We start from the raw sequence: 26,741 nt of genomic DNA, 5'->3' as shown, positions 1-26,741 counted from the left end.
CAGCCCCCCTGGGACGGCTACCCAGGCGGGACCTCGGCGAGCGCGGCGCCCGGCTGGCCCCGGAGGGCTTCGCCTGCGTCGAGCAGCAGCGTCCGAGCCGCCTCGTAGGGTCCCACCTGGCCCCGCTCGACCGCCGAGAGGAGCTCGGCCCGGTCCCCGAGCTCGAGGTCCCGGACCACCCGGGCGAGCTGGGCCTGCAGGATCCGCTCGAGCTCGGCCCGGGCCCGGGCCCGCCGGCGGCGGTCCCGCTCGCCGCTTCGGACCAGGTAGTCCTGGTGCGCCTCGATCGCCGCCCACAGCTCTGCTACTCCCCGGCCGTCGGCCGCCACGGTCTCGACCACCGGCGGTCGCCAGGCCTCCGCCGGGTCGCCTTCCTGCTCGCCTCGCCGACCGGGCCGGGGCCGGCCCGCGAGGTCCAGCATCTGCTCCAGGTCCCGCCTGGCCTCCCGGGCGCCGGGCAGGTCGGCCTTGTTCACCACGAAGACGTCCGCCACCTCCATGAGCCCGGCCTTGTTGGCCTGGACGGCGTCGCCCCACTTCGGGTTCACGACCACCACGGTCGTGTCGGTGGCCGACGCCACCTCGACCTCCACCTGGCCGACCCCGACGGTCTCGACGAGCACCAGCGGGACGCCGGCAGCCCAGAGCACCCAGATGGCCTCGGGGACGGCCACCGACAGCCCGCCCAGGTGCCCGCGGGTGGCCATGGACCGGATGAAGACCCCGTCGTCGCCGGCGTGGTCCTGCATCCGGACCCGGTCGCCGAGGACCGCCCCGCCGCTGAAGGGGGAGGTGGGGTCGACGGCCACCACCGCCACCCTCGGGGCCCCCCGGCGCCGGGCCTCGGCCACCAGCCGGGAGGTCAGGGTCGACTTGCCGGCCCCCGGAGCCCCGGTGATCCCCACCGTCCAGCCCTCCTGGCCGGCCGCCCGGGCATGGGCCAGGGCCGAGAGGGCCTGCCCCTCGGCGCGCCCGGCTTCGACGAGGCTGAGGAGGCGGGCCAGGGCCCGACGGTCCCCCGAGCCCGCCTGGTCCAGCAGCTCGGCGGGGTCCCGCGAGACGCGACCCGGCCCGGGGCGGGGCTCGGTCGAGACGGTGGCGAGATCCTCAGCCATGGCGCCTGGAGCGTAGGGGACCGGCCCCGGCGCTCACCACCCGGCCTCGGCCATGGCGAGCTCCCCCTCGGGGTGCTCCCGCCACACCGGGGCCCCGAGGGACCGCAGCTTGCCGACCAGGTCGTCGTAGCCCCGGTCGACGTGCTGGGCGTCGAGGACCACCGTCTGCCCCTCCGCCACCAGCCCGGCCAGCACGAGGGCTGCCCCGGCCCGCAGGTCGGTGGCCCGCACCCGGGCTCCCTGCAGCCGGGGCACCCCCCGGACCACGGCGTGGTGCCCCTCGATCCGCACGTCCGCCCCCATGCGCCGCAGCTCCTCGACGTAGCGGAACCGCCCCGAGAACAGGTTCTCGGTCACGATCCCCACCCCCTCGGCGACGCTCAGCATGGCCACGATGAAGGGCTTGTAGTCGGTGGCCACGCCGGGGTAGGGCAGGGTCGAGACGTCCACGCTCCTAAGCCGTCGACGGCCGGCCGCCCAGATACCCTCGGCGTCGCCCTCGACCTCCAGGCCCATGGCCCGCAGCTTGCAGACCAGCATCTCCATGTGGGCCAGGCGGCCGTCCGCCACCCGGACCTCGCCGCCGGCCATGCCGACCGCCGCCAGGAAGGTGGCCGTGACCACGCGGTCCGGGACGACCCGGTGGCTGGCACCCCGGAGGGCCCGAGCACCCCGGACCACGACCCGGGAGGTCCCGGCGCCACGAACCTCGGCCCCCATGGCCTCGAGGAATGCCGCCAGGTCCTGCACCTCGGGCTCCCGGGCGGCGTTCTCGATGACCGTCGTGCCCTCGGCCAGGGTCGCCGCCATGAGGAGGTTGTCGGTCACCGTGTGGCTCGGGTAGGCGAGCCGGATGGTCGTCCCCTGCAGCCGCCGGCCCGGGACGGTCCCCGCCAACCCCCCGCCCTCGGCGGTCTCGAACCGGGCCCCCATGGCTGCCAGGCCCTCCAGGTGCAGGTCGATGGGCCGCTCCCCGAAGTCGTCACCCCCCGGCATGCCCACCACCGCCCAGCCGCAGCGGGCCAGCAGGGGCCCGAGCACCACGATCGAGGCCCGCATCTTCGCCACCAGGCTCATCGGCGCCACCGGTTCGAGCGCAGCCGGCACGGTCACGACCAGGTCCCCAGGGTCGTCGGGACCCGACGGCTCCTGCCGGACCACCTCGGCCCCCATGGCCCGCAGCACCTCGGCCATGAGGCCCACGTCGGTGATCCGAGGCACGTTCCGCAGCACGAAGCGACCCTCGGCCAGGAGGCAGGCCGCCATGAGCTTGAGGGCCGAGTTCTTCGCCCCCCCGGCCCGCACCACGCCCCGCAGGGGGCCCGAGGGACGGACCACGACCTGGGAGCAGGGGGAGGGCTCGGGCACGGGCTCCAGTATGACCCCCCGCCGGGGCCGCCGATGGAGCCCCTCCTGGGTTATCGTCGGGCCGTGGCTGGCACTCCTCAAGCCCCCGACCGCAACCTGGCCATGGAGCTGGTCCGGGTGACCGAGGCGGCCGCCATGGCCGCGGGCCGCTGGATGGGCCGGGGCGACAAGAACGGGGCCGACAACGCGGCGGTGAACGCCATGCGGGTGGTCCTCGACGGCGTGGCCATGGACGGCATCGTGGTCATCGGGGAGGGGGAGAAGGACCAGGCCCCCATGCTCTACAACGGGGAGCGGGTCGGCAACGGCAGCCCGCCCCAGGCCGACGTGGCCGTCGACCCGATCGACGGCACCACCCTCACCGCCCTCGGCCGGGGCGGAGCCCTGGCCGTCATCGCCGTCTCCGAGCGGGGCACCATGTTCAACCCCGGTCCCTGCGTCTACATGGAGAAGCTGGCCGTCGGCCCGAAGGCGGCCGGCGTGGTCGACCTCCGGCGGCCACCGGCGGAGAACGTCGAGGCCGTCGCCAAGGCCCTCGGCAAGTCCGTCCGGGACGTCACCGTCGTCATCCTCGACCGGGAGCGCCACCGGGAGCTCATCGCCGAGGTCCGGGGCATCGGGGCCCGCATCAAGCTCATCACGGACGGGGACGTCGCCGGGGCCATCTCGACCGCCTGGCCCGACTCGGGCGTGGACCTGCTCCTGGGTACCGGCGGCACCCCCGAGGGGGTCCTGGCCGCTGCCGCCCTCAAGTCCATGGGAGGGGAGATCCAGGGCCGCCTGGTGGCCCGGGACGAGGACGAGCGGGCCCGGGCGCAGGCCCAGGGCTACGACCTCGACGCCATCCTCACCACCGACGACCTGGTGCGCGGGGACAACTGCTTCTTCGCCGCCACCGGCATCACCGACGGCGAACTCCTCCAAGGCGTCCGCTACCACGACTTCGGGGCCACTACCCAGTCCCTCGTCATGCGCTCCCGCTCGGGCACCGTCCGGCTCATCTCGGCTCGCCACTCCCTCCACAAGCTCCGGGAGTTCAGCTCCGTGGCCTTCGACTGAGGGTCAGCGGACCGCTCCGGCTCGCCCGCCTCGACCTGACGGGAACATGACGGGGCGACCCCCGGTCCCCGCCGCCGAGGGGTACCCTCGGGCATGATCCTCGCCGTCCTGCTCAGCGTGGTCGTCAGCGGGCTCATCGTCGGTGGCCTCGGCCGGCTGCTGGTCCCGGGCCACAGCCGCATGGGGATCGGCGCCACCATCCTCATCGGCTTCGCCGGTTCCGTGGTCGGCAACATCGTGGGCGCCATCCTGGGAGTCGGCCCGATCATCGATTTCGTGCTGGCCGTCGGGGCGGCGGCGGTCATCGTGGCCGGCACCCACGGCCACCGCCACTTCCGCCAGCGCCGCCTCCCCCCGGGGAGCGGCGGCTCCCTCGGCGCCTGAGCCTCCCCCGAGAGCGCCGCTGGAGCCGGCCTCGGGCCCCGGACCCGAGGCGGGTGCCGGGCTCTTGGCTCAGGGGTCGCCCAGGGCGGGCAAGCCGTCGATGCTCCGGGCGTTCTTCGCCGCCCGGTAGGCGGCCAGGCCCTCGGGGCCCTTGCGCTCCGCCCAGTCGTCCAGCTGCGACCGGTGCCCTTCGAAGCGCAGCAGCGGGACCCCGTAGCCGCAGGAGCTCGAGACCCGCTCGACCTCGAGGACCACGACGGCCCGCACCCCGGCCGGCACCGGCGGCGGGGTCCTGCCAGGGCTGCGCGGTGCGAAGGCCGGGAGCTGGCGGGCCAGGTCGAGGAACTCGGGCGTCGCTCGCTCCGCCACCCGCCCCCGGCCGTGCACCCGGACGATCCGGGGCGGCCCCGAGAACGCGCAGGCCATGAGCACCAGCCGGCCGTTCTCCCGGAGATGGGCGGCGGTCTCGGCGCCACTGCCCGTTTGGTCGGCGTAGGCCAGGAGCCGCGGACCGAGGACCTTGAGCTCGCCCCGGTTGCCCTTCGGCGAGCAGTTCACCCGGCCGTCGGCCGCCAGCGGGGCGCTGGCGACGAAGAAGACCGGCTGGGCCTCCAAGAAGGCAGCGGTGGTCGAATCGATGCGGTCCTCCACGCGGCCCATGCGACAGGCTACCGAGCCCAGCCGAGGACCTGCTGGCCCTCGAAGTCCACCATCACGACCTCCACGGCCAGGGCACCGTCCACGAAGGTCCGGCAGGCCGCCCGGGCCTGCTCGCAGAGCAGCTGGAGGGGCGCGAGGAAGCCCTCGGCCAGGCAGACCTCGCAGAAGTGCCGGGCGGTGGCGGTGGCTCGGGCCGCGGCCACCACCGCCGGGGGCGCGCCGGTGGCCCGAGCCGCCTCCTCGAGCAGGCCGGTGTCGACGTCGGAGCGGTGGAAGTGGGTCATCATCACCCCGGCCGCCAGCTTGCTGACCTTGCCGGCCATGCCCACGAAGACCACCTGGGCCACCCCCTGGCGGACGCAGCGCCGCAGGGCCACCCCGGTGAAGTCCCCGACCTCCACGAAGCACACCGGGTCCAGCCCGGGGTGCAGCCGTTCGGCCGCGGCGAGGGAGCGGGCCCCGGTGGCGAGGACCACGGTCCGCTCGCCCTGGGCGCTGGCCACGTCGACCTGCTGGACCACCGAGGCCCGGTAGGAGGCGGTCGAGAAGGGGCGGACGATGCCGGTGGTGCCCAGGATGGAGATGCCCCCGAGGATCCCCAGCCGGGCGTTCGTCGTCTCCTCCGCCATCCGCTCCCCGTCGGGCACCGAGAAGGTCACCACCAGGGGCTCGGGGCTCACCTCGGCCAGGGCGGCCAGGATCATCCGGCGGGGCACCGGGGTGATGGCCGGACCGCCGACCGCCAGGCCCAGGCCGGGCTTCGTGACCGTGCCGACCCCCTCGCCGGCCAGCAGCTCGGTGCCCGGCCCCCGGCCAGGGGCCACGGCAGCCGTCATGCGGGCCCCGTCGGTGCAGTCCGGGTCGTCGCCGGCATCCTTCACCACCACCGCCCGGCCCTCCTGGTCCCATTCGACCGGGAACCGGACCCGCTGGCCGCTCGGCAGGCCGACCTCGACCTCGGTCGGGCGCTGACCGGTCCACGCGGCCAGGGCGGCGGCCTTGGCCGCCGCGCTAGCGCAGGTGCCGGTGGTCCAGCCGGTGCGCAGGCCCCGTCGACGACGGGCCACCTCAGGGCTGAGGGCCGGCTCGTGGGGTCGCCGGGGCGCGTCGGGCACCCCGCCAGTCTGACGCCCCGGGGCGACCGGCCGCCAGCGTTGCCCCCTACCTGGGCCTCCGCTACCGTCAGCCCATGGACCGGCCCGCCCCGCGGCCCCGGACCCGCGCCCCGCACGCTGACCACCACCACGGCCTTGGGCACGGCACCGCTACCGACGAGCGGGCCCTCCTCCAGGCCCTGGTGCTCATCGGGGGTTTCCTGGTCGCCGAGGTCGTCCTCGGGGTCCTCGCCCACTCCCTGGCGCTGCTCGCCGACGCCGGCCACATGCTGACCGACGCGGGGGCCCTCGTGGGGGCCGTGGCGGCCATCCGGCTGGCCCGCCGACCCGCCGGGGGTCCGTGGACCTACGGCCTCCAGCGGGCCGAGATCCTCTCGGCCGCGGCGAACGGGATCGCCCTCGTGGTGGCCGCCGCCCTGGTCGTCGAGAGCGCCATCAGCCGCCTCCTGCACCCCGCGGTTCGGGTCGAGGGCGCCACGGTCGTCGGGGTGGCGGCCGCCGGGGTCCTCGTCAACCTGGCCGCCACTGCGCTCCTGACGAAGGCGGACCGGGGGTCGCTGAACGTCGAGGGGGCCTTCCGCCACATGGTCGCCGACCTGGCTGCCTTCCTCGCCACCTTGCTCGCCGGGGTCCTCATCCTGGTCGCCCACGTCGAGCTGGCCGACACCGCGGCGTCGCTCCTCGTGGTGGCCCTCATGGTCCGCACCGGCTGGGACCTCCTACGGCGCTCGGGTCGGATCCTCCTCCAGGCCGCCCCAGCCGAGGTGGCCTTGGCCGAGGTCCACCAGCACCTCCTGGCCCTGCCCGGCGTGGTGGCCGTCCACGACCTCCACGCCTGGAGCCTCACCTCAGGCCTCCCGATCCTCACCGCCCACGTGGTCGTCGACGACCGCGTCCTCCAGAGCCGGGCCGGCGCCCTCCTCGACGACCTCCAGGAGTGCCTCGCCGACCACTTCGACGTCGAGCACTCGACCTTCCAGATCGAGCCGGCCAGCCACCTGGACCACGAACGGGCCGTGCACCCCTGAAGTCCGCGGGGCCGGCCCCGGCGGCTCAGCTGCCGGTGCCCGGCCCGCCGCCAGCGGCCACCTCCAGGCGGAGCTGAGCCCGGGCCAAGGCGGCCTCGACCGCGGCCAGCTCCTCGGGTGGGGCCTCGGCGTTGCGCAGCTCGGCCAAGCGGGCCTCGGCCCGCTCCCGGGCCCGCTGGGCCCGGGCCACATCGATCTCCTCGGCTCGCTCGGCCACCGGGGTCAGGACCACCAGGCCGGCCTGCTCGACGTGGACGAACCCGCCGTGGACCGCCAGGCGCTGCTCGCCCTCGGCCTCGACCACCCGCAGCAGGCAGGGCACGAGCGCCCCGATCAGGGGGGTGTGGCCTGGGAGGAACGCGGCTTCGCCCTCCTCGGTCCGCAGGTGGACCTCGGTCGCCTCGGTCCGCACCAGCACCCGCTCGGGGGTCACGACGGCCGCCGGCAGGGCCACGGCTACTCGGCCTCCTTCTGGAGCTCCCGGGCCTTCGCCAGGACCGACTCGGCCCCCCCGACGTTCAAGAAGGCCTGCTCGGGCACGTCGTCCAGCTCGCCCTTCAAGAGGGCCTCGAAGGACTCCACGGTCTCGGCCACCGGCACCGTGACTCCCTTCAGGCCGGTGAAGGCCTCGCCGACGTTGAAGGGCTGGGAGAGGAACCGCTGGATCTTCCGGGCCCGGTTCACCGTCAGCCGGTCCTCCTCGGAGAGCTCGTCGAGGCCCAGGATGGCGATGATGTCCTGGAGCTCCCGGTAGCGCTGGAGGACGCTCTGGACCCCCCGGGCGACCTGGTAGTGCCGCTCGCCGACGACCTCGGGGGTCAAGATGTTCGAGGTCGAGGCCAGGGGGTCGACCGCCGGGTAGATCCCCAGGGACGCGATCTGGCGGGACAGCTCGGTGGTGGCGTCCAGGTGGGTGAAGGTGGTGAAGGGGGCCGGGTCGGTGTAGTCGTCGGCCGGCACGTAGACCGCCTGGAGCGAGGTGATCGAGCGGCCCCGGGTCGAGGTGATCCGCTCCTGGAGCTGGCCCATCTCGTCGGCCAGGGTCGGCTGGTAGCCGACGGCCGAGGGCATCCGGCCCAGCAGGGTCGAGACCTCCGAACCGGCCTGGACGAACCGGAAGATGTTGTCGATGAAGAGCAGGACGTCCTGGCCCTTCACGTCCCGGAAGTACTCGGCCATGGTCAGGGCCGAGAGGCCGACCCGCAGCCGCACCCCCGGCGGCTCGTCCATCTGGCCGTAGACCAGGGCGGCCTTCTCGATGACCCCCGACTCCTGCATCTCGAGCCAGAGGTCGGTGCCCTCCCGGGTCCGCTCGCCCACCCCGGCGAAGACCGACACCCCGCCGTGGTTCGTCGCCACCCGGTTGATCATCTCCATGATGAGCACCGTCTTGCCCACCCCGGCCCCGCCAAAGAGGCCGATCTTGCCGCCCCGCACGTAGGGCTCCAGGAGGTCGATGACCTTGATGCCGGTCTCGAACATCTCGGCCCGGGGCTCCAGGGCGTCGAAGGGCGGGGGGTCCCGGTGGATCTCCCAGCGCTCCTCGACCGCGCCGATGTCGACGGTGTCGAGGGCCTCGCCCAGGACGTTGAAGACGTGGCCGAGCACGGCGTCGCCGACCGGCACCGCCAGGCCCCGGCCGAGGTTCCGCACCGCCGTGCCCCGGCGGAGCCCGTCGGTGGGCTTCAGGCAGATGCAGCGCACCCGGCCCTCACCGATCTGCTGGGCCACCTCGGCGGTGATGGTCACCGTGCGGCCCTCCAGCTCCACGTCCATCTCCAGGGCGTGGTTGATCTCCGGCAAGCCGTGCGGCGGGAACTCCACGTCGACCACCGGGCCGGCGATGGCCACGACCCGGCCGTCGGGGAGCCCGTTGGCCCGCTGGGCCGCCTGGGCTGGGGCTGTCGTCGTCATCCTGCCTCGCTCCTCGTCTCTGGCTCGTCTCTGGGTCCCGAACCGTTCCTGACCAGCCTGCCGCCTAGCTGGCCTCGGCTTCCTCGGCTTGCCGCAGGGCCTCGGCCCCGCCCACGATCTCCATGATCTCGGTGGTGATGGCGTCCTGCCGGGCCCGGTTCATGACCCGGGTCAGGGTCTTGACCAGCTCCTCGGCGTTGTCCGTGGCCGCCGCCATGGCCCGCTGGCGGGCGGTGTGCTCCGAGACCGCCGCCTCGAGCAGGGCCCCGAAGATGGCCGCCTCGGCGTAGCGGGGCACCAGCTCGCCCAGGAGGTCCTGGGAGGCCGGCTCGAACTCCACGTACCCCTGTCGGTCCTCGGGCCCGACGGTGCCCGGCGGCAGGTCCTCGCCGGCCGCCGGGGTGCGCGGGGTCGCCTCCCCGTCGGCGCTCGGGTCGGGCAGGGGCAGGAGCTGGCGCTCCTCGACCACCTGGGTACCAGCCGAGCGGTAGCGGGTGGAGACCACGAGGACCTGGTCGATCTCCTCGGCCAGGAAGGGGGGCACCACTGCCTCGGCCACCGCCCGGGCGTCGGCGAAGCTCGGGCGGTCCGAGAACCCCCCGAAGCTCCGGCTCACCTCCACCCGCCGGAACCGCAGGTAGGGCGGGGCTTTGCGGCCCACGGTCACCACCTGGACCGTCGCCCCGGCCTGCCGGCGGGCACGGACCAGCCGCTCGGTGGCCCGCAGGACGTTGGCGTTGTAGCCGCCGCAGAGGCCCCGGTCGGCCACGAGGCACAGCACGAGGATCCGTCGGGGGTCCTCCGGGGTGCCGAGCAGCCGGCCGGCCTGGTCGCCGGCGTCGGCGGCCGCCTCGGCCAGGACCTCGGCCAGGCCCCGCTGGTAGGGCAGGGCGGCGGCCAGCCGGTTCTGGGCCCGGACGATCTGGGAGGCGGCGATGAGCTCCATGGCGCGGGTGATCTTCTGCGTCGCTTGGACGCTTCGGATCCGGCGCCGCAGCGCCCGTTCCTGGCCGCCGGGCACCTCAGCTCCCCAGGCCGGCGGTGAACCGCTCGGTGAACGTCGAGAGGACCTGGTCCAACCGGTCCCCCTCGGGCAGCTGCCCCGTGTCCCGGATGTGGGCCAGCAGGTCGGCCTGCTCGGCCCGCAGCCAGGCCAGCAGCTCCTGCTCGTAGCGCCGGACCTCGGCGACCGGGACCCGGTCCACGTAGCCCTTCGTGCCGGCGTAGATCACCACGACCTGCTCCTCGACCGGCATCGGGGCGTTCTGGGGCTGCTTGAGCAGCTCGGTCAGCCGGTAGCCCCGCTCCAGCTGGGCCTGGGAGACCTTGTCGAGCTCCGAGCCGAAGGTGGCGAAGGCCTCCAGCTCGCGGAACTGGGCCAGGTCGATCTTCAAGGTCCCCGAGACCGACCGCATGGCCCGCACCTGGGCCGCCCCACCGACCCGGGAGACGGAGATGCCCACGTTCATCGCCGGCCGGACCCCGGCGTAGAACAGCTCGGACTCCAGGTAGACCTGGCCGTCGGTGATGGAGATGACGTTCGTCGGGATGTAGGCCGACACGTCGCCGGCCTTCGTCTCGATGATCGGCAGGGCGGTCAGCGAACCCCCGCCCTTCTCGTCGGAGAGCTTGGCCGCCCGCTCCAGCAGCCGGCTGTGGAGGTAGAAGACGTCGCCCGGGTACGCCTCCCGCCCCGGGGGCCGCCGGAGTAGCAGCGAGAGCTGCCGGTAGGCCTCGGCCTGCTTCGAGAGGTCGTCGTAGACGATCAGGGCGTGCTCGCCGTGCTCCATCCAGTGCTGGCCCATGGCGCAGCCGGCGTAGGGCGCCAGGTACTTGAACGGGGCAGGCTCGGAAGCCGCCGCGGCCACCACCACCGTGTACTCCAGGGCCCCGTGCTCGGCCAGGGTGGCCACCGTCTGGGCGATGGACGACCCCTTCTGCCCGATGGCCACGTAGATGCACTTCACGCCCTGGCCCCGCTGGTTGATGATCGTGTCGATCGCCACCGTGGTCTTGCCGGTCTTGCGGTCCCCGATGATCAGCTCCCGCTGCCCCCGGCCGATGGGGGTCATGGCGTCGATGGCCTTGATGCCGGTCTGCAGCGGTTCCTTGACCGGCTGACGGTCGACGATCCCGGGGGCCTGGACCTCGAGCCGGCGGGTCTCGGTGGCCTGGATGACCCCCTTGCCGTCGATGGGCTCCCCGAGGGGGTTCACCACCCGGCCCAACAGGCCGTCGCCGACCGGCACCGAGAGAATCCGCCCGGTGGCCCGGACCAGCTGCTCCTCCTCCAGGCCGGTGTCGTCGCCCAGGACGACGCACCCGATGGTGTCCTCGTCGAGGTTCAGGGCCAGGCCGACCGTCCCGTCCTCGAACTCCAGCAGCTCGTTCACTGCCGCACCGGGCAGTCCCGAGACCCGGGCGATGCCGTCGCCGACCTCGACGATGCGGCCGACCTGCTCGGCGGCGACCCCCGGCTGGTACTCGCTCACGTGCCGCGCCAGGACGGCGGCGATCTCCTCGGCGTTGATGGTCAGCTCAGCCACGCTCCGATCCCTCCTGTCCCAGGGCCCGCCCGCTTGGGCCGCCCGTGGGCCGCCCCGCACCGGGGCGACCTGCCGCTTCGAACGCGGCCCGGACCGCCCCTTCGGGCACCCGCAACCGCTCGCCCACCTCGGCCAGCCGGTGAGCCGTCGTGGCGTCCACCAGCAGGTCCCCGATCTCGACCCGGGCGCCGCCGAGCAGCGCCGGGTCCAGCGTCACCTGCAGCTCGACCGGCCGACCGGTCAGCTGCTCCAGGGCCGCAGCCAGGGCCCGCTGCTCGTCCGCGTCGACCTCCCGGGCAGCCGTCACCCGACCGATCCGCCACCCCCGGGCCTCGGCGGCCCGCTCGGCCAGCCAGTCCAGGACCCCGACGGCGTCGCGCAGCCGGAGCCGGACCGCTTCGCCGACCACCGTCACGGTCGCCGGATGGGCCCGCTCGGCCAGCAAGGAGCGCACCAGGGCGACCCGCCCTCGGGCCGGCACCCCGTGGTCCCGCAGGGCCCGCCGCAGCTCCCCGTGGGCCTCGACGATCCGGGCGAAGCGGAACAGCTCGTCCTCGACCTCCCTGAGGGTCTCGGCGTCCTCGACCTCCTCGAAGGCGGCGGCCGCCACCCCCCGCAGGAGCCGGCGCAGGGCCCCGTGCCCGAGGGGTCGGTCGTCCTGCGCTTCGACCTCCTCGGGCCGCTCCGCCTGCAACCGGACCAGCTCGACCACGGCCAACAACGCGCTCAGCAGCTCCGGTGCCCGTTCGGTCTCGACGGTGAACCGCACGACCCGCCAGGTCGCCGGCGCCACCCGCTCGGCGAAGAGGTCCTGCAGGATGGCCCGCCGCGCCGGCAGGGCGACGGCCACGTCGCTCACCGCCATGGCCAGGTCGGCTTGGCCTTCCACCAGTTCGCTCACCTGGGCCAGCTCGTCGGCCAGGCGCCGAGCGACATCCTCGCTGCCCTGGCGGCAGACCGTCAGGGTGTAGCCCCGGGTCGCCAGGTCCATCGTCCTCTGCCCTCGCCTCTGGCCGCCTCAGTGCGCGGCGTTCGCCGCGGCCGAGTCCGTCGAGGCCCGCAGGGCCGCCGCCGCCTCGTCGAGCAAAGCCCGATGGGCCTCGGCGTCCACCTCCCGACCGACGACCTGCCGGGCCACCGCCAACACCAGGGCACCGACCTGGGCGCTCACCTCGTCCACGGCTCGCTGGCGGGCCTGGGCGATCTCCTGCTCGGCCGACGCCACGATCCGGTCGTGCTCCTCCTGGGCCCGCCGCTGGGCCTCCTCCCGGAGACGCTCGGCCGTGGCGTTGGCCTGGGCCACGATCTCACGGGCCTGGGCCCGGGCCTCCTCCAGGATCTGCTCCCGCTCCCGCCGGCGCGCGTCGGCCTCGGCCCGGGCCGCCTCGGCGGCCTCCAAGGAGGCCTTGATCTGCCCTTGGCGCTCCTCCAAGGCCTTGTTCAGGATCGGCACCACCTTCCAGCCGATCACGGCCAGGACGATCAGGAAGGCGATGATCTCGACGATGAAGGTCCCGTTGGGGACCAGGAAGTTCGAGGCGATCACCGCGTCGCACCTCCCCTCGGCCCCTGCCGGCCGACCCGGCCCGGCACCTCCCAGCCGGCCATCCTCAGCCCTTCTTGTAGAGCGAGAAGACGAAGAGGGCGGTGAAGGCCAGGTTGATGAAGTACATGGCCTCGACCAGGCCGACGGTCAGGAACATGATGGTGAACAGCCGTCCCTGGGCCTCGGGCTGGCGGGCGACCCCGGCGATGGTCTGGCTCCCGGCCAGGCCGTCACCGATGGCGGCGCCGACGGCGCCACCACCCATCAGGAGGCCGCCGCCGACCATGGCGCCGGCGAGGCTGATCGCCTGGTCGAGGGCTTTGTCCGCTGCCATCGTGGTCTGCTCCTTCTCGGGGTTGCTGGGTCGGGGGGAACTCGGTGCCGCCAGCTCGGCGGCGCGCCTTCGGGCCAGCCGTCGGCTGGCCCAGCGGCGGGGTCAGTGGGCGTCGCTCATGGCTGCATCGAAGTAGAGGATGGTCAACAGGGAGAAGATGAAGGCCTGGATCGCCCCGATCAACAAGTCGAAGAGCTTCCAGACCGTCTCCAGGAGCAAGGTGGCCACGTCGCCGATGGGGATGTGGGCGATCGTCCACGCTGCCAGAGCGGCCAACAGGGCGATCATGAGCACGCTGGAGAGCAGGTTGCCGAAGAGCCGCAGGGCCAGGGTGATCGGCTTGGCGATCTCCTCGACGAGGTTGATCGGGAACAGGAAGGGGTACGGGCTGAAGTAGTGCTTCACGTAGCCCCGAAGGCCTCGGGTCCGGATCGACGCGACGTGCACCGGGACGATCACGATGACCGCCAGGGCCAGGGTGAGGTTGATGTCGGCGGTCGGCGGCCCCAAGGGGTCGATCTTCGCCCCTATCTCGAAGGTGGTCAGCCAGTTGGCCACCAAGATGAAGACGAACAGGGCCAGGGCCAAGGGCACGATCGACCGGCCCCGCGGCCCGACCGAGCCTTCGAGCTGCCGGTTGATCGCATCCACAGCCATCTCCCACATGAGCTGCAGCTTGCCCGGCACGCCCGAGGTGGCCCGCCGGCTGACGAGCAGCCCCAGGCCGATGACGACCAGCATGGCCACCCCGGTCTCCCAGAGGGTGTCCAGGTTGAAGGTCAGGCCACCGGCGGCCACGTGCAGGTGGTCGCCGACGCTGATGTTCGTGGCGAGGATCGGCAGGCCCCCGCCCAGCCGGCCCAGGCCGCTTCCCAGCAGACTCACGACCGACCGTCCTCCTCGGTCCGAAGGGCCCCGTCCCGCAGCAGCGCGGTCACCACGTTGGCCAGCAGGGCGAACTGGAAGAGGGCGAGGCCGACGATGGTGCCGAACCCGAGGGGTCGGACCAGCCAGGCCAGCAGGAGGGCCACCACGCTGATGGCCCCCAGGCGTCCCAGCGTCGAGGTCACCAGGGGCCGGCGCCGAGCCGGCTCGGCTGCCGCCGAGGCTCGAGCCGTGGACCGGGCGATCAGCCGGAAGTTCACCAGGGCCATGGCCAGCCCCAGGCACACCCCGAGGCCGGCCAGGGGCATGCCCAGCACGAAGGTCACGATGAGGGCCACCACGCCTACCCCGAGGGCGACCAGAGCAGTCCGCCGGGCCAGGACGGAGAGCTGGGGCACCGAGAGGGCCGAGAGGACGTTCACCATGGCGCCCGCCCCCCCTCCTCGGTGCCGGGCGGGTTCAGAGGTAGCGCCGCGAGCGGTCCCAGAGCGCCAGGCCGGCGAAGACCACCCCGAGGCCCAAGCCGCAGAACGTGGCGATGGGCGAGCTGCCCAGCCAGTCGTCCACCAGGAGACCGATCCCCAGGCCACCGCCGACCAGCAAGGCCATGGTCAACCCCAAGGCCAGCAGATCGAACAGCCCCGGGGACGGCGGCTGCCCGGGCCCCTGCGGCCCGCTCGACTCCCCGCCTGCTGGCCTCGCGCGCGCCACAGCGCAGAGCGTACCGAGCCATCGCTCCGCCCCGCCGCCGTCAGCCGGCCACCCGGCGGCGCCCCGTCAACGGGCACGTCACCGGCGCCATGGTCGACGCAGGTTCGGGATACGGCACGGGCGCCATGATGGCATCGCCCGGCGGCCGGTGCCAAAACGGCCACTGACCAGGGCGCCTGCGGCGCCTAAGCCCAGGGGTCCTGCGGGGTGGCCCGCGGGCCGCCGCTTCCCGGCGCCCGAGGGCCAGGCGGGACGGTCTCCAGGACAGCCGTCGGCTCGGCGGCCCCCGGTTCGTCCCCGTGCAACGGCCCAGCCCCCGGGTCTCCCTGGCCGACGCCCGTCGTCGCCCCAACCTCGCCCGGATCGCCGCCCCGGTGCAGGCCCGGGTGGAAGAACGTGTAGAGCAGCAGGCCCAGCACCGCCGCCCCGAAGGGGATCACCGCGTTGCCGGCCGGCACGAACAAGGGCGTCAGGACGAACCCCGAGAGCACCGCCGTCCACGCCCACAGGATCACCACCGTCCGCCGGTGCCCGTGGCCCAGCCGCAGCAACCGATGGTGCACATGGTCCTTGTCCGGGGTGTGGAACCCCTGGCGACGGGCCGTCCGGCGGACGATGGCGAAGACCATGTCGGCGATCGGCACCCCCAGGATGAACAGCGGGATGAACAGGGGCGCGAAGAAAAAGTAGGTCTGGCCGCTCACCACCTCGCTGGTCCGCCCGCCCACCACCATGGTCGCCGCCGCCATCAGCAGGCCGAGGAGCAGCGCCCCGCTGTCCCCCATGAACACCTTCGCCGGGTGGACGTTGTGCGGCAGGAACCCCACACACACCCCGACGGTCACCGCCGCCAGCAACGGTCCCAGGTTGTCCGCCGGCAGCGAACCGTCGTGGATCAGCCGCAGCCCGTAGACGCACAGGGCGGCCGCGGCGATCCCCACCACCCCGGCAGCCAGGCCGTCCAGGCCGTCGATGAGGTTCACGGCGTTGGTGATCACGATCACCCAGAGGGCCGTCAGCAACGGGATCATCTGGGGCGAGAGGACCACGAACCCGGCGAAGGGAACCTTCAGCTGGAACAAGGTCACCCCGGTCACCACCAGCACGCTGGCTGCCAGGACCTCCCCCGCCACCTTCGCCGGGGCCGACATCTCCCGGAAGTCGTCGATCAGCCCCACCCCGAAGATCACCGCCGCCCCCAGGCAGACCCCCAGGGGCTCCGAGCTGCCAGCCGTCACCCGCCCCAGGCCGGGCAGCAGACCGGCCACGGCCATCGCCACCACGACCCCCAGGAGCATGGCCGCCCCGCCGCCCAGGGGGGTGGGTCGCAGGTGCACCCGCCGACCCCCGGGCCGGTCCACCAGGCCCACCCGGGGAGCCAGGGCCCGCACGCCGAAGGTGCCGGCGAAGGTCACCACGGCGGCCACGGCCGCGACGGCCAGGTAGCCGCCGTCGGGCACGATCTCAGGCCTCCTGGGCCCGTTCCAGCTCCGGGTAGGGCGGGAAGCTGGCGCAGAGCTCGGCCACCTCGGCTCGCACCCGGGCCACCTCGGCGTCCTCGTGCCGGCACCGCAGGGCCCGCACCAGCAGCCCGGCGATCCGGGCCATCTCGCTCGGCCCCATGCCGGCCGTCGTCTCGGCCGCCGTCCCCAACCGAAGACCCGAGGTCACGAACGCCGAGCGCGGATCGTCCGGGATGGTGTTCCGGTTCACCGTGATGCCCGCCCGGTCCAGCACCTCCTGGGCTTCCTTGCCGGTCAGCTCCGGGTCGAAGGGCCGCAGGTCGACCAGCACCAGGTGGTTGTCCGTCCCCCCCGAGACCAGCCGGAAGCCCTCGGCCGCCAGGGCCTCGGCCAGGGCCCGGGCGTTCGCCACCACCGCTGCGGCATAGGCCTGGAAAGAGGGCTGCAGGGCCTCGCCGAAGGCGACCGCCTTGGCGGCCACCACGTGCTCCAGCGGCCCACCCTGCAGGCCGGGGAACACCGCCTGGTCGATCCGCTTCGCCAGGTCCTCCCGACAGAGGATGGCACCGCCCCGGGGCCCCCGCAGGGTCTTGTGGGTGGTGAAGGTCACGACGTCGGCGAAGGGCACCGGGCTCGGATGGGCCTTCCCGGCGACCAGCCCGGCGGGGTGGGCGAGGTCGACCATCAACAGCGCCCCCACCTCGTCGGCGATCTCCCGGAACGGCTGGGCGTCGAGCACCCGCGGGTAAGCGGTGGCGCCGGCCACGATCAGCCGGGGCCGCTCCCGACGGGCCAGCTCGGCCACCTGCTCCAGGTCGATCACCTCCCCGGGACGGGCCGGGTCGGCCGAGGCCGGCGTGACCCCGTAGGCCACGAAACGCCAGATCTTCGAGGTGATGCTCGCCGGGGCGCCGTGCGTCAGGTGCCCGCCCTGGTCCAGCCGCATCGCCAGCACCGTGTCACCCGGCTCCAGCAGGGCCTGGTAGACGGCCAGGTTCGCCGAGGCCCCCGAGTGGGGCTGCACGTTGGCGTGCTCCGCCCCGAACAGTTCCGTCGCCCGCCGCCGCGCCAGGTCCTCCACCTCGTCGATGACCTGGTTGCCGCCGTAGTAGCGCCGCCCCGGGTACCCCTCCGCGTACTTGTTCGTCAGCACCGACCCCGTGGCCGCCAGCACGGCCGGCGAGGTGAAGTTCTCCGAGGCGATCAGCTGCAGGCAGGTCCGCTGCCGCACCGCCTCCTCCCGCAGGAGCTTTCGGACCTCGGGGTCTCCGGCGAGCCAGGTGTCGAACGGCGTCGCCAACGGCTCCACCTCCACCCGCTCGCCCATCCAACCTCCTCTTCGCCAGCCGGCTCCTGCCGGGAACGACGCAGCGAGCTTAGCCAGCACCCCGCCCGGCGCCCCGCCGCACGTCCCGGCCCCCTGGGAAACTGACTCGCTAATCGATAAGCTGGGCGCATGGCCCTCGACCCGCGAACCCCGGTCCTCGTCGGCGCTGCCCAGGTCACCAACCGGCCCGGTGCACCCCGCGTCGGTGGGCTCACGCCCCGGGACGGCCTCGAGGTGCCCCCCGGTGTCGAACCGGTCGAGCTGGCCGCCCTCGCCGCCCAGGCCGCCTTCGAGGACACCGGCGCCGGTGCGCGTCTACGCGGGGCCCTCGGCTCGCTCCGCATGGTCCGGCCCCTCAGCTGGCACTACCGCAACGCGCCCCTCCTCCTGGCCCGGCGCATCGGCCTCGCCCCGTCCGAGCTCGTCCAGTCGACCATCGGCGGCAACAGCCCCGTCGCCCTCACCCTCGCCGCTGCCGAGGCCATCGCCGCCGGCCACCACGACGTCGTCCTCGTCGCCGGCGCCGAGTGCACCGCCAGCCGCCTCGCCCACCGGCGAGCCCACGACGGGGCCGAACCCCCCTGGACCACCCAGGGGCCCGACACCCCTGAGCCCCGCCTCCACGGGGTCGACCGACCCGGCTCCTCCGAGGAGGAGCTGGCCGTCGGCCTCGGCCTGCCCATCCACGTCTACCCCCTCTTCGAGGAGGCCCTCCGCGCCGCTGCCCAGCGGGACCAGGCCGCCCACCAGCAGCTCGTCGGCCAGCTCTGGGCCCGTTTCTCCACGGTCGCCGCCCGCCACCCCTTCGCCTGGGACCCCACTCCCCGTTCAGCCGAGCAGCTCATCACCCCCGGCCCGGCCAACCGTCTCATCGCCACCCCCTACACCCGCCACCTCGTGGCCTACGACCGGGTCGACCAGGCCGCCGCCCTCGTCCTCTGCTCGCTCGACACCGCCCGGGCCGCCGGGGTGCCCGAGGACCGCTGGGTCTTCCCCCTGGCGGGCGCCGAGGCCACCGACCACTGGTTCGTCTCCGAGCGGCCCGAGCTTCACCGGTCCCCGGCCATCGCCGCCTGCGGCCAGGCCCTCTTCGCCCACCTCGGCCTCGGCGTCGACGATCTGGCCCACTTCGACCTCTACTCCTGCTTCCCCTCGGCCGTCCAGATCGCGGCCTCCGAGCTCGGGCTCGACCCCTTCGACCCCCGCCGGGACCTCACCGTCACCGGGGGCCTCACCTTCTTCGGCGGGCCCCTCAACGACTACGCCGCCCACAGCCTCGTCACCATGGCCCACCGTCTCCGCCAGCACCCCGGCGACCTCGGCCTCGTGAGCGGCCTGGGCTGGTTCGTCACCAAGCACGCGCTCTCGATCTGGTCCACCAGGCCCCCCGAGCGGCCCTTCGCGCTCCTCCACCCCCAGCAGCACGTCGACCAGCTCCCCCGCCAGCCCCAGGCCCCCAACTACCAGGGACCCGCCACCATCGAGGTCGCCACCGTCGTCCACGACCGCCAGGGCCAACCCGAACGGGCCGTGGCCGCCGTCCGGACCCCCACCGGCCAGCGGGCCTGGGCCCAGAGCACCCACCTTGAGGTCCTCGCCGGCCTCCTCCAGACCGACCCCCTCCGCCAGCCCTGCCACGTCCAGCCGGGCCGGGAGCTCCGGCTCGCTTAGCTCGCCCCTCCCTCAGCGGCCCCCGCTCACCGCCGTCGGGTGTCGGCCCAGGGCCTGCTTCTTGGCGTACATCGCCCGGTCGGCCCGTCGGACCACCTCCTCGGCCCCCTCACCCGGGGCCGCCAGCGCCACACCCACGCTGGCCTGCAACGACGCAGGGCCGGCCCGGGTCGCGAACGGTTCGGCCAGGGCTGCGGCCACCCGCTCGGCCACCCGGTCCACGAACGCCTGATCCGGCGGGTCGGCCAGCACGACCAGCAGCTCGTCGCCGCCCCAACGGGCCACCAGGTCCCCCCGACGGACGCAGCCTCGCAGCCGGCGCCCGGCCTCCACCAACACGTCGTCCCCCGCCCCATGGCCCAAGGTGTCGTTCACCACCTTGAACCCGTCCAGGTCCACGAACAGCACCGCCACCTGGCCGACCGCCGGCGCCTTGCCCGCCACGCGCCAACGGTCGAGCAGCACCTCCAGGTCCTCCAGCGCCCCTCGCCGGTTCGCCAAGCCCGTCAGGGCGTCGCTGCGGGCCAACACCTGCAGCTGCTCGGCCAGGGCCCGGTGGTGGTCGATGCTCCGCAAGGTCACCACCAGCTCGGTCTCGCTGCCGCTGCGCAGCGGGCTGGCCAGCGCCTCGTACCATCGGTATTGCCCGTCGGCGTGCCGGATCCGCAGCTCCACGGGCCGGACCGGGCTGTCCGCCGGCTCCTCCAGCCGCTCAGCCGCCCGCGTCGCCGCCCGGACCTGGTCGTCAGGATGCACGAAGTCGAACGCCGAGCGACCGACCATGGCCGCCACCGGGTAGCCCGCCCGCTGGGTCCAGGACCCCGAGACCATCCGGATCTCCCCGCTGGGCCCCAGGACCAGCACCAGGTCCCGCAGCACGCCCAGGATGGTGGCCAGCCGCTCCCGTTGGGTCTCCTCCCGGGCCTGGGCGGCCAGCTCACCGGTCAGGTCCCGCACGGTCCGCACCAGGCCCAGCGGGCGACCCGCCTCGTCGGTCAGCCGACTGATGGTGGTCTCACCCAGGAAGACCGTGCCGTCCCGCCGCAGGTGTTCCGCCACGCCCCGGGCCGTCCCCTCCTTGAGGGCCCGTTGCCGCAGCGGCTCCAGCTGCCGGCGGTAGGCCTCGGGGCGGTGCAGGACCGAGATGTGCCGGCCGAGCAGCTCCTCTACCGGCCACCCGACCATGGCGGCCCCCGTACCGTTGATGAACACGATGCGGCCCCGGGTGTCGGCCACCCCCACGCCCTCGCCGATCTGCTCCACGATCCGCCGCAGCCACTCGGCTGGCGGGCCCGAGGGTTCCACGTCCCCGGCATCGGCACGCCGCGCCCGGAGGTGAAGCGACCTGGTGTCGAGAAGGGGCGGTGGGGTGGGGACCGTGTCCGGCGTTGTGGAGTTTGTGTGACATGTTGTGATTCCGGGCCTGACCGCCGCCCACCCCAGCTCGACGGCCCCGACCAGACGACCGCAGGCGGCGGGGGTTCAGCGAGCGAAGAAGTGCCAGCCCAGCCAGAGCCACCCGAGGAGGAGCAGACCCCGGGCCCAGGGGCGCTCAACGGCGCGGCGGACCAGCTGGCCGAAGGGCTGGACGAGCGGTGCGGGGCGGTCGACCGGGCGGGGCAGGTGGCTGGCCACCACGAGGCCGACGAGCCCAGCGGCGAGGGCGGCCCAGAGCGCGTCGAGGGCGATGGTCACCAGCACCCGGTCCACGTCCTCACGGGTTCCCTCGAGGCCGCCCTGCCAGGGCGAAGCTGGCCCCGAGGGCCAGCCAGCCGAGAAAGAGCAGGGCCCGCAGCACGGGTTGGGCGTCCACCGCGGTCTCGAAGGAGCTGATGGTCGGGAACTGGGCGCGCTGGCCGTCGAAGCCGGCGAAATAGGTGGCCAGCTCGAGGGCCCCGGCCAGGGCGAAAAGGGTCAGCCAGGGCCAGCTCCGGGCCGGCGGGTGGCAGTCGGGCTGGGCCGGGGCCGACGCGACCCCGGCCGGCGGCCCGAGGTCTGCCGAGTCGGTCCCACGGGGCCGTTGGCGTCGCCACTCGAGGACGGCAGGTCCGAGGACCAAGACGAAGCCGGCAGCGGTCTCGGCGTCGGCCGCGTCGGTGAACGGCCGGCTGGTCGCCGCCAGGCCCGCGAGGAGCAAGCCCAGGAGGACCAGGGCGGCCCGGCTCACGACCCGCCGGCCTCCCCGGCGTCGCCGAGGGCGGCGAGGAGCGCACCCGAGGGTATGGCGCCTTCCCGGAGCACCCGGGGCGCGGCGCGGAGGTCCAGCACGCTCGAGGCCAGTTGCCCGCCGACGCCGCCGTCGACGACCAGGGCCACCGCCTCACCCAGGGTGGCGACGACAGCTTCGGCCGTGGTCAGGGGCGGCTCGCCGTGCCGGTTGGCACTGGTGGCCGCAAGGGGCCCGACCCGGCGGCAGAGGGCCTGGAGCCAGGGGTCGTCAGGGCAGCGCAGGCCCACGCTGTCCTCCTGCCCACCGAGGTCGAGGGTCACCCCGGGTCGACGGGGCAGGACGACGGTCAGCCCCCCGGGCCAGAAGCGGTCCAGGAGCCCGGCGATCGGTCCGGTGAGCGTTCCCGGGGCGGCGAGCGCCTCGGCCTGGGTCCGATCCGCCACGAGCACCTGCGTCGGGGTGGCCTCGTCCCGGCCCTTGGCCCGGCTGAGGGTCGCCGCCGCCTCGGGCAGGGAGGCCCGCACCGCCAGGCCGTAGACGGTGTCGGTCGGGAGGGCCACGACCGCCCCTGCGGCCAGGGCCTCGGCCACGCGATCGAGGGCCGCTGGTCCCCGGGGCACCAGCCGCGCCGGCGTCGCGCCCAGGGGCCCGTCGGGGTCAGCCACGGTGCTCCTCCTCGTCGTCGGTCGGGTCCTCGGCGGTGGTGCCCCAGCGGCGAGCGATCAGGGCCCGGGGTCGACCGGCGAGATCGTGGCGGACGACAACGGCGTCGAAGCCGTCGACCAGGGCCCGCAGGGCAGCGTCCTCGGCCTGGCTGGGGGCCAGCTCGACGACGAGCACCCCCCAGGGGGCCAGCCAGCGGCAGGCTTGGGCGAGGATCCGGTCGACCGCTTCCCGGCCGGTCGGGCCCCCGACGAGAGCCCGTCGGGGCTCGTGGTCCCGGACCGTCGGGTCGAGCGCTCGCCACTCGGCTTCGGCCACGTAGGGCGGGTTGGCCACGGCCAGGGTCACCTGGCCGGCCAGGTCCCCGGGCAGGGCGTCGAACCAGTCCCCCTGGCGCAGCTCCACCGGCGCCGCACCGGGATGGCGCTTCCCGAGGGCCTGGAGGTTGGCGGCTGCGACCTCCAAGGCGTCGGGGGCGTCGTCGACCGCCAGGACCCGCAGGGGTCGGTCGCCGACGCGCGCCGGACCCTCGACGGCCAGGGCAGCGGCGATGGCCCCCGAGCCAGTCCCGAGGTCCACGGCCAGGACCTCGGCGTGCGGGCTCTGGCCGAGGGCGGCGGCCAGGTCGAGCGCCGGGCCGAGCTCGTCGAGGGCGTGGCCGACGACGACCTCGGTCTCGGGTCGGGGGATCAGCACCCGGGGGTCGACCCGCAGTTCGATGCCCCGGAAGGACCAGCTGCCGAGCACGTACTGCAGGGGTTCCCCGGACAGGCGCCGGTCGACCAGCCGATCCAGGCGGGCCAGGGCACCGGGGTCGAGCCGAGCGGCCCGTTGGGCGAGGAGGATCGCGCTGGTGCCCTGCCCGAGGACGTGTTCGAGGACCCAGCGGGCCTCCATGGCCGAACCGAGCTGCCGGGCTGTCCGCAGGAGCACGTCCCGGACCTCCTGCCCGTGGTCCTCGCCGCTCCCCGGGTCTGGGGCGAACCGTGACTCCGCCATCGTGTCTCCTCGGGGATCGGCTCAGGTCAGGGCCCGACGGGCCCCACTCGGGGTCGGCGTAGCCGAGGCAGCCTCGGCAAGGGGTTGGGCCAGCTGCTCGGCTCGTTCGGCGGCCAGGAGCGCGTCGACGAGCTCGTCGAGGTCGCCCTCGAGGATGCGGTCCAGCTTGTAGAGGGTCAGCTGGATCCGATGGTCGGTGACCCGGTTCTCCTTGAAGTTGTAGGTCCGGATCTTCTCCGACCGGCCGCCGCTGCCGACCTGGCTGCGTCGCAGGGAGCTGGCCTCGGCCTGCTGCCGTTCCTCCTCGAGGCGCCGCAGCCGGGACCGCAGGACCGCCATGGCCTTCTGCCGGTTCTGGATCTGGCTCTTCTCGTCCTGCATGCTGACCACGATGCCGGTCGGCAGGTGGGTGATGCGGACCGCCGAGTCGGTGGTGTTCACCGACTGCCCCCCTGGCCCGGTCGACCGGAAGACGTCCACCCGCAGGTCCGCCGGGTCGATCTCGACCTCGACCTCCTCGGCTTGGGGCAGCACGGTCACGGTGGCCGAGGAGGTATGGATCCGCCCCTGGGACTCGGTGGCCGGCACCCGCTGCACCCGGTGCGGCCCGCCCTCGTGCTTGAGCCGCTGCCAGGCGTCGGGTCCCTTGACCACCAGGGTCACCTGGTCGATGCCCTGGAGGTCCGAGAGCGTGAGGGAGAGCACCTCGACGTCCCAGCCCCGCCGCTCGGCGTAGCGGCGGTACATCTCGAAGAGATCGCGGGCGAAGAGGTTGGCTTCCTCGCCACCCTCGGCGCCGCGGATCTCCAGGATCACGTCCCGGCCGTCGTCGGGGTCCTTCGGGACGAGCAGGGAGCGCAACGCCGCCCAGGCCTCCTCGAGCACCGTCTCGGCGTGTTCGAGCTCTTCCCGAGCCAGGTCCCGGTCGGGCCCCCCACCGGCGTGGGCCACCAGCTCCCGGGCCACCGCCCGGTCGGCCTCGGCCCGCTGCACCGCCTCAGCGGCCTCGACGAGCGCCGCCAGCTCCTTCTCCCGACGGGAGACCTGCCGGAGCCGGGCCGGGTCCCGCAGGACTGCCGGGTCGCTCAGCGCTTCGAGGACGGCCTGGTGCTCGGCTCGCCAGGTGGCTGTTTGCGCCGCCAGCTCGGGGGCCTCCACGGTCCCAGGGTACCGAGCCTCAGGCTGCAGCCCGCGACGGCGCGGTGCTCAGCTGCCCCGGTGCGCAGGACCCTGGAACCGACCCGAACCAGACGAATGGCGTACGGCCTCCAGGGGCCTCAGGCCCGGCTGGCCGGGCGCCGCCGGGTAGCCCGCTGGCCGTAGCGGCGCTGGAAGCGCTCCACCCGCCCACCGGAGTCCACCAGCTTCTGCTTGCCCGTGAAGAAGGGGTGGCACTCGTTGCAGAGCTCCACGTGCAGCTCGGCCTTGGTGGAGCGGGTGGTGAAGGTGTTGCCGCAGGAGCAGGTCACCCGGCTCTCGACGTAGGCGGGGTGGATGTCGGCTTTCATGGCAGCTTCCTCTCCTTCTGTGACCGTCGTCCGTCGGGGCCGGCGAGCTCAGGCCACCGGGGCGGGGCCCTTGGCGATCTCCGCCAGGAACTCGTCGTTGGACCGGGTGGTCTTGATCTTGTCCAACAGCAGGTCCAGCCCGGCAGCCGCGTTGCCCTCGGCCGCCAGGGCGTTCAGCACCCGCCGCAGCTTCCAGACCTGCTGGAGCTGGCCGCGCTCGAACAGCAGCTCCTCATGCCGGGTCGAGCTGGCGTTCACGTCGATCGCCGGGTAGAGGCGGCGCTCGGCCAGCCGCCGGTCGAGGCGGAGCTCCATGTTGCCGGTGCCCTTGAACTCCTCGAAGATGACCTCGTCCATCTTCGAGCCGGTCTCGACCAGCGCGGTGGCCAGGATGGTCAGCGAGCCGCCCTCCTCGATGTTCCGAGCGGCCCCGAAGAACTTCTTCGGCGGGTAGAGGGCCCCGGAGTCGACCCCACCGGACATGATCCGCCCGCTGGCCGGCTGGGCGAGGTTGTAGGCCCGGGCCAGCCGGGTGATGCCGTCCAGGATGATCACGACGTCCTTGCCGAGCTCCACCAGCCGCTTGGCTCGCTCGATGACCAGCTCGGCCACCTGGGTGTGCTCGTCGGAAGGTCGGTCGAAGGTCGAGGCGATCACCTCGCCCTTCACCGACCGCCGCATGTCCGTCACCTCCTCGGGCCGTTCGTCCACCAGGAGCACCATGAGGTGCACCTCGGGGTTGTTGGCCTCGATGGAGTGCGCGATCTGCTTCATGATGGTCGTCTTGCCCGCCTTTGGCGGGGAGACGATCAGCCCCCGCTGCCCCTTGCCGATCGGGGCCAGGAGGTCGATGATCCGGGCCGTCAGGTTGTCCGGAGAGCCCGGGGTCTCCAGGCGCAGGCGAGTGTCGGGGAACAGGGGCGTCAGGTCCTCGAACCGGGGCCGGCTCCGGGCTTCCTCGGGGGACATGCCCGACACGGAGTCGATCCGCACCAGGGCAGGGAACTTCTCGCTGTTGCCTGCCGGCCGGCAGGCCCCTTCCACCCAGTCGCCCTTCCGCAGGGCGAACCGGCGGGCCTGGCTCATCGAGACGTAGACGTCCCGCTGGCTCGGGAGGTAGCCCTCGGCCCGCAGGAAGCCGTAGCCCTCCTCCCGCAGGTCCAGCAGCCCCCGGACCGGGACCAGCTCGCCCTGGTAATGCTGCTCGTTGCCGTGCGGCTCGCCCCGGTCCTGTCCCCGGCCCCGCCGCCGCCGGCCCCGCCGGCTCCCACCGGGTTCGAAGCGGGGCCCACTGGGCCCGCCGCCCTCACCGTTGGCGCTCTGCCCACCGTTTGGGACCACGGTCGGCAGCCCGGCCGGACTCAACGACTGCCCGTTGCTGCTCGAACCTCCCGGACCTGCATCGGTCCCGGCCGCCGAACCCGGAGACGGAGCGGCGGTCGGCCCGCCTCTCCCCTCCTCGCCAGCGGCCACCGGACCGGCGCCGTTGCCCCGGGTGCCGACGCTGTCGGGTCCGCTGGACCCCGCCCCGATGGCGCTGCCGTTCGCCACCGGCGGGACCCCTCCCTGGCCGTTGTTGGCCTGGCCGCTCGCCTCGGTCGCCGCCTGGACCGGATCGTTGCCGTCCGGGGTGGCCTCGCTGTCCCTCGGCCTCTCCCCCAGGCCAGGGGTTCCCGACCCTGCTCGGGCTGCCTCGGGCTCCACGACCCGTGCGTCCGACCCTTCGGTCGCCTCGGCGAAGAGGGATTCGCTCGGGGCGGCGTCCTCGGCAGCCTTCCGTCCCCGCCCCCGACCGCTTCGGGGCGCGCTCGTCACCCCCTCGGCGTCCGGGGACGGCGCTTCGACCCCAGCGGCCACGAGGATCTTGGTGATCAGATCCGCCTTCCGCATCCGGGACGTCGCCTCGATGGCCATCGCCTGGGCGATTGCCCGGAGTTCGTCCCGCTCCTTGCGCTCGAGCACCGAGCGCTCCAGCTGCTCTGCAGCCATTGCTCCCTCACACGCTCGCGCCGCACTGCCCCGATCCTCGGACAGGCCAACGCAGCCAACGACATCCATGGGCCGCCCACCCGTTCTGCCAGCCGACGAGCGTTGCTCTCGACCCCCGCTCACCGAGCTGCCGACCCCGTCCGGTCGCACCACCCAGGGTTCCTGGGGGCTGCTGCCGCACCCTCGAAGCAGAGCCGGGCGGCGACCCTCATGCTAGAGCATGCCGACGGTCCCCGCCAACCATCGGCCTGGTCGGAACCCCTGGACCGCCCAGCTGCTGGCCACG

The 26,741-nt window shown here is 73.9% G+C and carries 28 protein-coding genes; 4 read left to right on the top strand and 24 right to left on the bottom strand.

What is annotated here, in order from left to right; translation table 11 throughout:
* Window positions 1-17: 17 nt before the first annotated feature.
* The gene (meaB, locus tag Acit_RS02405) at window positions 18-1,115 is read right to left on the bottom strand and encodes a methylmalonyl Co-A mutase-associated GTPase MeaB (protein WP_248105382.1); all 1,098 of its coding nucleotides are present in this window, start codon (window positions 1,113-1,115) and stop codon (window positions 18-20) included.
* Window positions 1,116-1,148: 33 nt separating this feature from the next.
* The gene (gene murA, locus Acit_RS02400) at window positions 1,149-2,483 is read right to left on the bottom strand and encodes a UDP-N-acetylglucosamine 1-carboxyvinyltransferase (protein ID WP_248105381.1); all 1,335 of its coding nucleotides are present in this window, start codon (window positions 2,481-2,483) and stop codon (window positions 1,149-1,151) included.
* Between the two features lie 33 nt (window positions 2,484-2,516).
* On the opposite strand from murA, the gene glpX reads away from it, so the two are divergent.
* Both glpX and Acit_RS02390 read left to right on the top strand, forming a co-directional pair.
* Window positions 2,517-3,542 carry a class II fructose-bisphosphatase gene (glpX, locus tag Acit_RS02395; RefSeq protein ID WP_376746000.1) on the top strand — a complete coding sequence of 342 codons (1,026 nt, stop codon included), beginning with the start codon at window positions 2,517-2,519 and terminating at the stop codon, window positions 3,540-3,542.
* Between the two features lie 93 nt (window positions 3,543-3,635).
* Window positions 3,636-3,926 carry a GlsB/YeaQ/YmgE family stress response membrane protein gene (locus Acit_RS02390; RefSeq protein WP_248105380.1) on the top strand — a complete coding sequence of 97 codons (291 nt, stop codon included), beginning with the start codon at window positions 3,636-3,638 and terminating at the stop codon, window positions 3,924-3,926.
* A 69-nt stretch (window positions 3,927-3,995) separates the two neighbouring features.
* On the opposite strand, the gene Acit_RS02385 is transcribed toward Acit_RS02390, so the two are convergent.
* A complete protein-coding gene (locus tag Acit_RS02385; protein ID WP_248105379.1) occupies window positions 3,996-4,586 on the bottom strand; it encodes a pyridoxamine 5'-phosphate oxidase family protein in 591 nt (196 codons plus the stop codon).
* An 8-nt stretch (window positions 4,587-4,594) separates the two neighbouring features.
* Window positions 4,595-5,701 (bottom strand): cobalt-precorrin-5B (C(1))-methyltransferase, encoded by a 1,107-nt coding sequence (locus Acit_RS02380; RefSeq protein ID WP_248105378.1) that lies wholly within the window; start codon window positions 5,699-5,701, stop codon window positions 4,595-4,597.
* Window positions 5,702-5,775: 74 nt separating this feature from the next.
* Here Acit_RS02380 and Acit_RS02375 point away from each other — a divergent pair, with 74 nt between their 5' ends.
* On the top strand, window positions 5,776-6,729 hold the full coding sequence (locus tag Acit_RS02375) for a cation diffusion facilitator family transporter (protein ID WP_248105377.1): 954 nt from the start codon (window positions 5,776-5,778) through the stop codon (window positions 6,727-6,729).
* 25 nt (window positions 6,730-6,754) lie between these two features.
* Here Acit_RS02375 and atpC read toward each other — a convergent pair whose 3' ends face one another.
* From atpC to glyA, 12 genes are all read right to left on the bottom strand, one after another.
* Window positions 6,755-7,183 carry an ATP synthase F1 subunit epsilon gene (gene atpC / locus Acit_RS02370; protein ID WP_248105376.1) on the bottom strand — a complete coding sequence of 143 codons (429 nt, stop codon included), beginning with the start codon at window positions 7,181-7,183 and terminating at the stop codon, window positions 6,755-6,757.
* A 2-nt stretch (window positions 7,184-7,185) separates the two neighbouring features.
* Window positions 7,186-8,643 (bottom strand): F0F1 ATP synthase subunit beta, encoded by a 1,458-nt coding sequence (gene atpD, locus Acit_RS02365; protein ID WP_248105375.1) that lies wholly within the window; start codon window positions 8,641-8,643, stop codon window positions 7,186-7,188.
* A gap of 64 nt (window positions 8,644-8,707) precedes the next feature.
* The gene (gene atpG / locus Acit_RS02360; RefSeq protein WP_248105374.1) at window positions 8,708-9,664 is read right to left on the bottom strand and encodes an ATP synthase F1 subunit gamma; all 957 of its coding nucleotides are present in this window, start codon (window positions 9,662-9,664) and stop codon (window positions 8,708-8,710) included.
* A 1-nt stretch (window position 9,665) separates the two neighbouring features.
* On the bottom strand, window positions 9,666-11,189 hold the full coding sequence (atpA, locus tag Acit_RS02355; protein WP_248105373.1) for a F0F1 ATP synthase subunit alpha: 1,524 nt from the start codon (window positions 11,187-11,189) through the stop codon (window positions 9,666-9,668).
* On the bottom strand, window positions 11,182-12,180 hold the full coding sequence (locus Acit_RS02350) for a F0F1 ATP synthase subunit delta (protein ID WP_248105372.1): 999 nt from the start codon (window positions 12,178-12,180) through the stop codon (window positions 11,182-11,184). The genes atpA and Acit_RS02350 overlap by 8 nt, the downstream gene beginning before the upstream one ends.
* 27 nt (window positions 12,181-12,207) lie before the next feature.
* Complete coding sequence (gene atpF / locus Acit_RS02345; protein ID WP_248105371.1) at window positions 12,208-12,735, bottom strand: F0F1 ATP synthase subunit B; 528 nt, start codon at window positions 12,733-12,735, stop codon at window positions 12,208-12,210.
* A 64-nt stretch (window positions 12,736-12,799) separates the two neighbouring features.
* Entirely contained in the window at window positions 12,800-13,069 is a 270-nt protein-coding gene (locus Acit_RS02340; protein ID WP_282436053.1) for a F0F1 ATP synthase subunit C, read from the bottom strand.
* Between the two features lie 102 nt (window positions 13,070-13,171).
* A complete protein-coding gene (gene atpB / locus Acit_RS02335) occupies window positions 13,172-13,954 on the bottom strand; it encodes a F0F1 ATP synthase subunit A (RefSeq protein WP_248105370.1) in 783 nt (260 codons plus the stop codon).
* Window positions 13,951-14,379 carry an ATP synthase subunit I gene (locus tag Acit_RS02330; RefSeq protein ID WP_248105369.1) on the bottom strand — a complete coding sequence of 143 codons (429 nt, stop codon included), beginning with the start codon at window positions 14,377-14,379 and terminating at the stop codon, window positions 13,951-13,953. The genes atpB and Acit_RS02330 overlap by 4 nt, the downstream gene beginning before the upstream one ends.
* A 34-nt stretch (window positions 14,380-14,413) precedes the next feature.
* Window positions 14,414-14,665: an AtpZ/AtpI family protein gene (locus tag Acit_RS02325; protein ID WP_248105368.1), complete on the bottom strand. Its 252-nt coding sequence runs from the start codon at window positions 14,663-14,665 to the stop codon at window positions 14,414-14,416.
* A gap of 185 nt (window positions 14,666-14,850) precedes the next feature.
* Window positions 14,851-16,125, bottom strand: coding sequence for a glycosyltransferase family 4 protein (locus Acit_RS02320; protein WP_248105367.1), 1,275 nt, complete (start codon window positions 16,123-16,125; stop codon window positions 14,851-14,853).
* Between the two features lie 4 nt (window positions 16,126-16,129).
* Window positions 16,130-17,455 carry a serine hydroxymethyltransferase gene (glyA, locus tag Acit_RS02315; RefSeq protein ID WP_248105366.1) on the bottom strand — a complete coding sequence of 442 codons (1,326 nt, stop codon included), beginning with the start codon at window positions 17,453-17,455 and terminating at the stop codon, window positions 16,130-16,132.
* A gap of 129 nt (window positions 17,456-17,584) precedes the next feature.
* Here glyA and Acit_RS02310 point away from each other — a divergent pair, with 129 nt between their 5' ends.
* Window positions 17,585-19,126 carry a TLP1 C-terminal extension domain-containing protein gene (locus Acit_RS02310; RefSeq protein ID WP_248105365.1) on the top strand — a complete coding sequence of 514 codons (1,542 nt, stop codon included), beginning with the start codon at window positions 17,585-17,587 and terminating at the stop codon, window positions 19,124-19,126.
* A 12-nt stretch (window positions 19,127-19,138) separates the two neighbouring features.
* Here the strand turns inward: Acit_RS02310 and Acit_RS02305 are convergent, their stop codons facing one another.
* The 8 genes from Acit_RS02305 to rho form a co-directional block, all read right to left on the bottom strand.
* A complete protein-coding gene (locus Acit_RS02305) occupies window positions 19,139-20,431 on the bottom strand; it encodes a diguanylate cyclase domain-containing protein (RefSeq protein WP_248105364.1) in 1,293 nt (430 codons plus the stop codon).
* Between the two features lie 177 nt (window positions 20,432-20,608).
* On the bottom strand, window positions 20,609-20,827 hold the full coding sequence (locus tag Acit_RS02300) for a DUF6186 family protein (RefSeq protein WP_248105363.1): 219 nt from the start codon (window positions 20,825-20,827) through the stop codon (window positions 20,609-20,611).
* Between the two features lie 13 nt (window positions 20,828-20,840).
* Window positions 20,841-21,293: a hypothetical protein gene (locus Acit_RS02295; protein WP_248105362.1), complete on the bottom strand. Its 453-nt coding sequence runs from the start codon at window positions 21,291-21,293 to the stop codon at window positions 20,841-20,843.
* Window positions 21,290-21,961: an L-threonylcarbamoyladenylate synthase gene (locus Acit_RS02290; protein ID WP_248105361.1), complete on the bottom strand. Its 672-nt coding sequence runs from the start codon at window positions 21,959-21,961 to the stop codon at window positions 21,290-21,292. Before Acit_RS02290 ends, Acit_RS02295 begins: the two co-directional genes overlap by 4 nt.
* Window positions 21,954-22,958, bottom strand: a complete 1,005-nt coding sequence (gene prmC, locus Acit_RS02285) for a peptide chain release factor N(5)-glutamine methyltransferase (protein ID WP_248105360.1) — start codon at window positions 22,956-22,958, stop codon at window positions 21,954-21,956. The genes Acit_RS02290 and prmC overlap by 8 nt, the downstream gene beginning before the upstream one ends.
* 21 nt (window positions 22,959-22,979) lie before the next feature.
* Window positions 22,980-24,116 (bottom strand): peptide chain release factor 1, encoded by a 1,137-nt coding sequence (gene prfA, locus Acit_RS02280; protein ID WP_248105359.1) that lies wholly within the window; start codon window positions 24,114-24,116, stop codon window positions 22,980-22,982.
* A gap of 119 nt (window positions 24,117-24,235) precedes the next feature.
* Entirely contained in the window at window positions 24,236-24,466 is a 231-nt protein-coding gene (rpmE, locus tag Acit_RS02275) for a 50S ribosomal protein L31 (RefSeq protein WP_248105358.1), read from the bottom strand.
* 48 nt (window positions 24,467-24,514) lie between these two features.
* A complete protein-coding gene (rho, locus tag Acit_RS02270; RefSeq protein ID WP_248105357.1) occupies window positions 24,515-26,455 on the bottom strand; it encodes a transcription termination factor Rho in 1,941 nt (646 codons plus the stop codon).
* Between the last annotated feature and the right edge of the window lie 286 nt (window positions 26,456-26,741).

It is taken from the genome of Aciditerrimonas ferrireducens (assembly GCF_023130475.1).
In the GTDB taxonomy this organism is placed as follows: domain Bacteria; phylum Actinomycetota; class Acidimicrobiia; order Acidimicrobiales; family UBA8190; genus Aciditerrimonas; species Aciditerrimonas ferrireducens.
Note: the sequence above shows the minus strand (reverse complement) of the source record. Positions and strands in the feature narration are given on the sequence as shown.

Excerpts from the sequence above, each read along its gene's own strand:
- Acit_RS02350 (WP_248105372.1), bottom strand. The coding sequence starts at position 12,180 with ATGGACCTGGCGACCCGGGGCTACACCCTGACGGTCTGCCGCCAGGGC.
- glyA (WP_248105366.1), bottom strand. The coding sequence starts at position 17,455 with ATGGGCGAGCGGGTGGAGGTGGAGCCGTTGGCGACGCCGTTCGACACC.
- Acit_RS02310 (WP_248105365.1), top strand. The coding sequence starts at position 17,585 with ATGGCCCTCGACCCGCGAACCCCGGTCCTCGTCGGCGCTGCCCAGGTC.
- glpX (WP_376746000.1), top strand. The coding sequence starts at position 2,517 with ATGGAGCCCCTCCTGGGTTATCGTCGGGCCGTGGCTGGCACTCCTCAA.
- rho (WP_248105357.1), bottom strand. The coding sequence starts at position 26,455 with ATGGCTGCAGAGCAGCTGGAGCGCTCGGTGCTCGAGCGCAAGGAGCGG.
- Acit_RS02340 (WP_282436053.1), bottom strand. The coding sequence starts at position 13,069 with ATGGCAGCGGACAAAGCCCTCGACCAGGCGATCAGCCTCGCCGGCGCC.
- Acit_RS02390 (WP_248105380.1), top strand. The coding sequence starts at position 3,636 with ATGATCCTCGCCGTCCTGCTCAGCGTGGTCGTCAGCGGGCTCATCGTC.
- meaB (WP_248105382.1), bottom strand. The coding sequence starts at position 1,115 with ATGGCTGAGGATCTCGCCACCGTCTCGACCGAGCCCCGCCCCGGGCCG.
- atpD (WP_248105375.1), bottom strand. The coding sequence starts at position 8,643 with ATGACGACGACAGCCCCAGCCCAGGCGGCCCAGCGGGCCAACGGGCTC.
- Acit_RS02330 (WP_248105369.1), bottom strand. The coding sequence starts at position 14,379 with ATGGTGAACGTCCTCTCGGCCCTCTCGGTGCCCCAGCTCTCCGTCCTG.
- Acit_RS02385 (WP_248105379.1), bottom strand. The coding sequence starts at position 4,586 with ATGGGCCGCGTGGAGGACCGCATCGATTCGACCACCGCTGCCTTCTTG.
- prmC (WP_248105360.1), bottom strand. The coding sequence starts at position 22,958 with ATGGCGGAGTCACGGTTCGCCCCAGACCCGGGGAGCGGCGAGGACCAC.
- rpmE (WP_248105358.1), bottom strand. The coding sequence starts at position 24,466 with ATGAAAGCCGACATCCACCCCGCCTACGTCGAGAGCCGGGTGACCTGC.
- Acit_RS02375 (WP_248105377.1), top strand. The coding sequence starts at position 5,776 with ATGGACCGGCCCGCCCCGCGGCCCCGGACCCGCGCCCCGCACGCTGAC.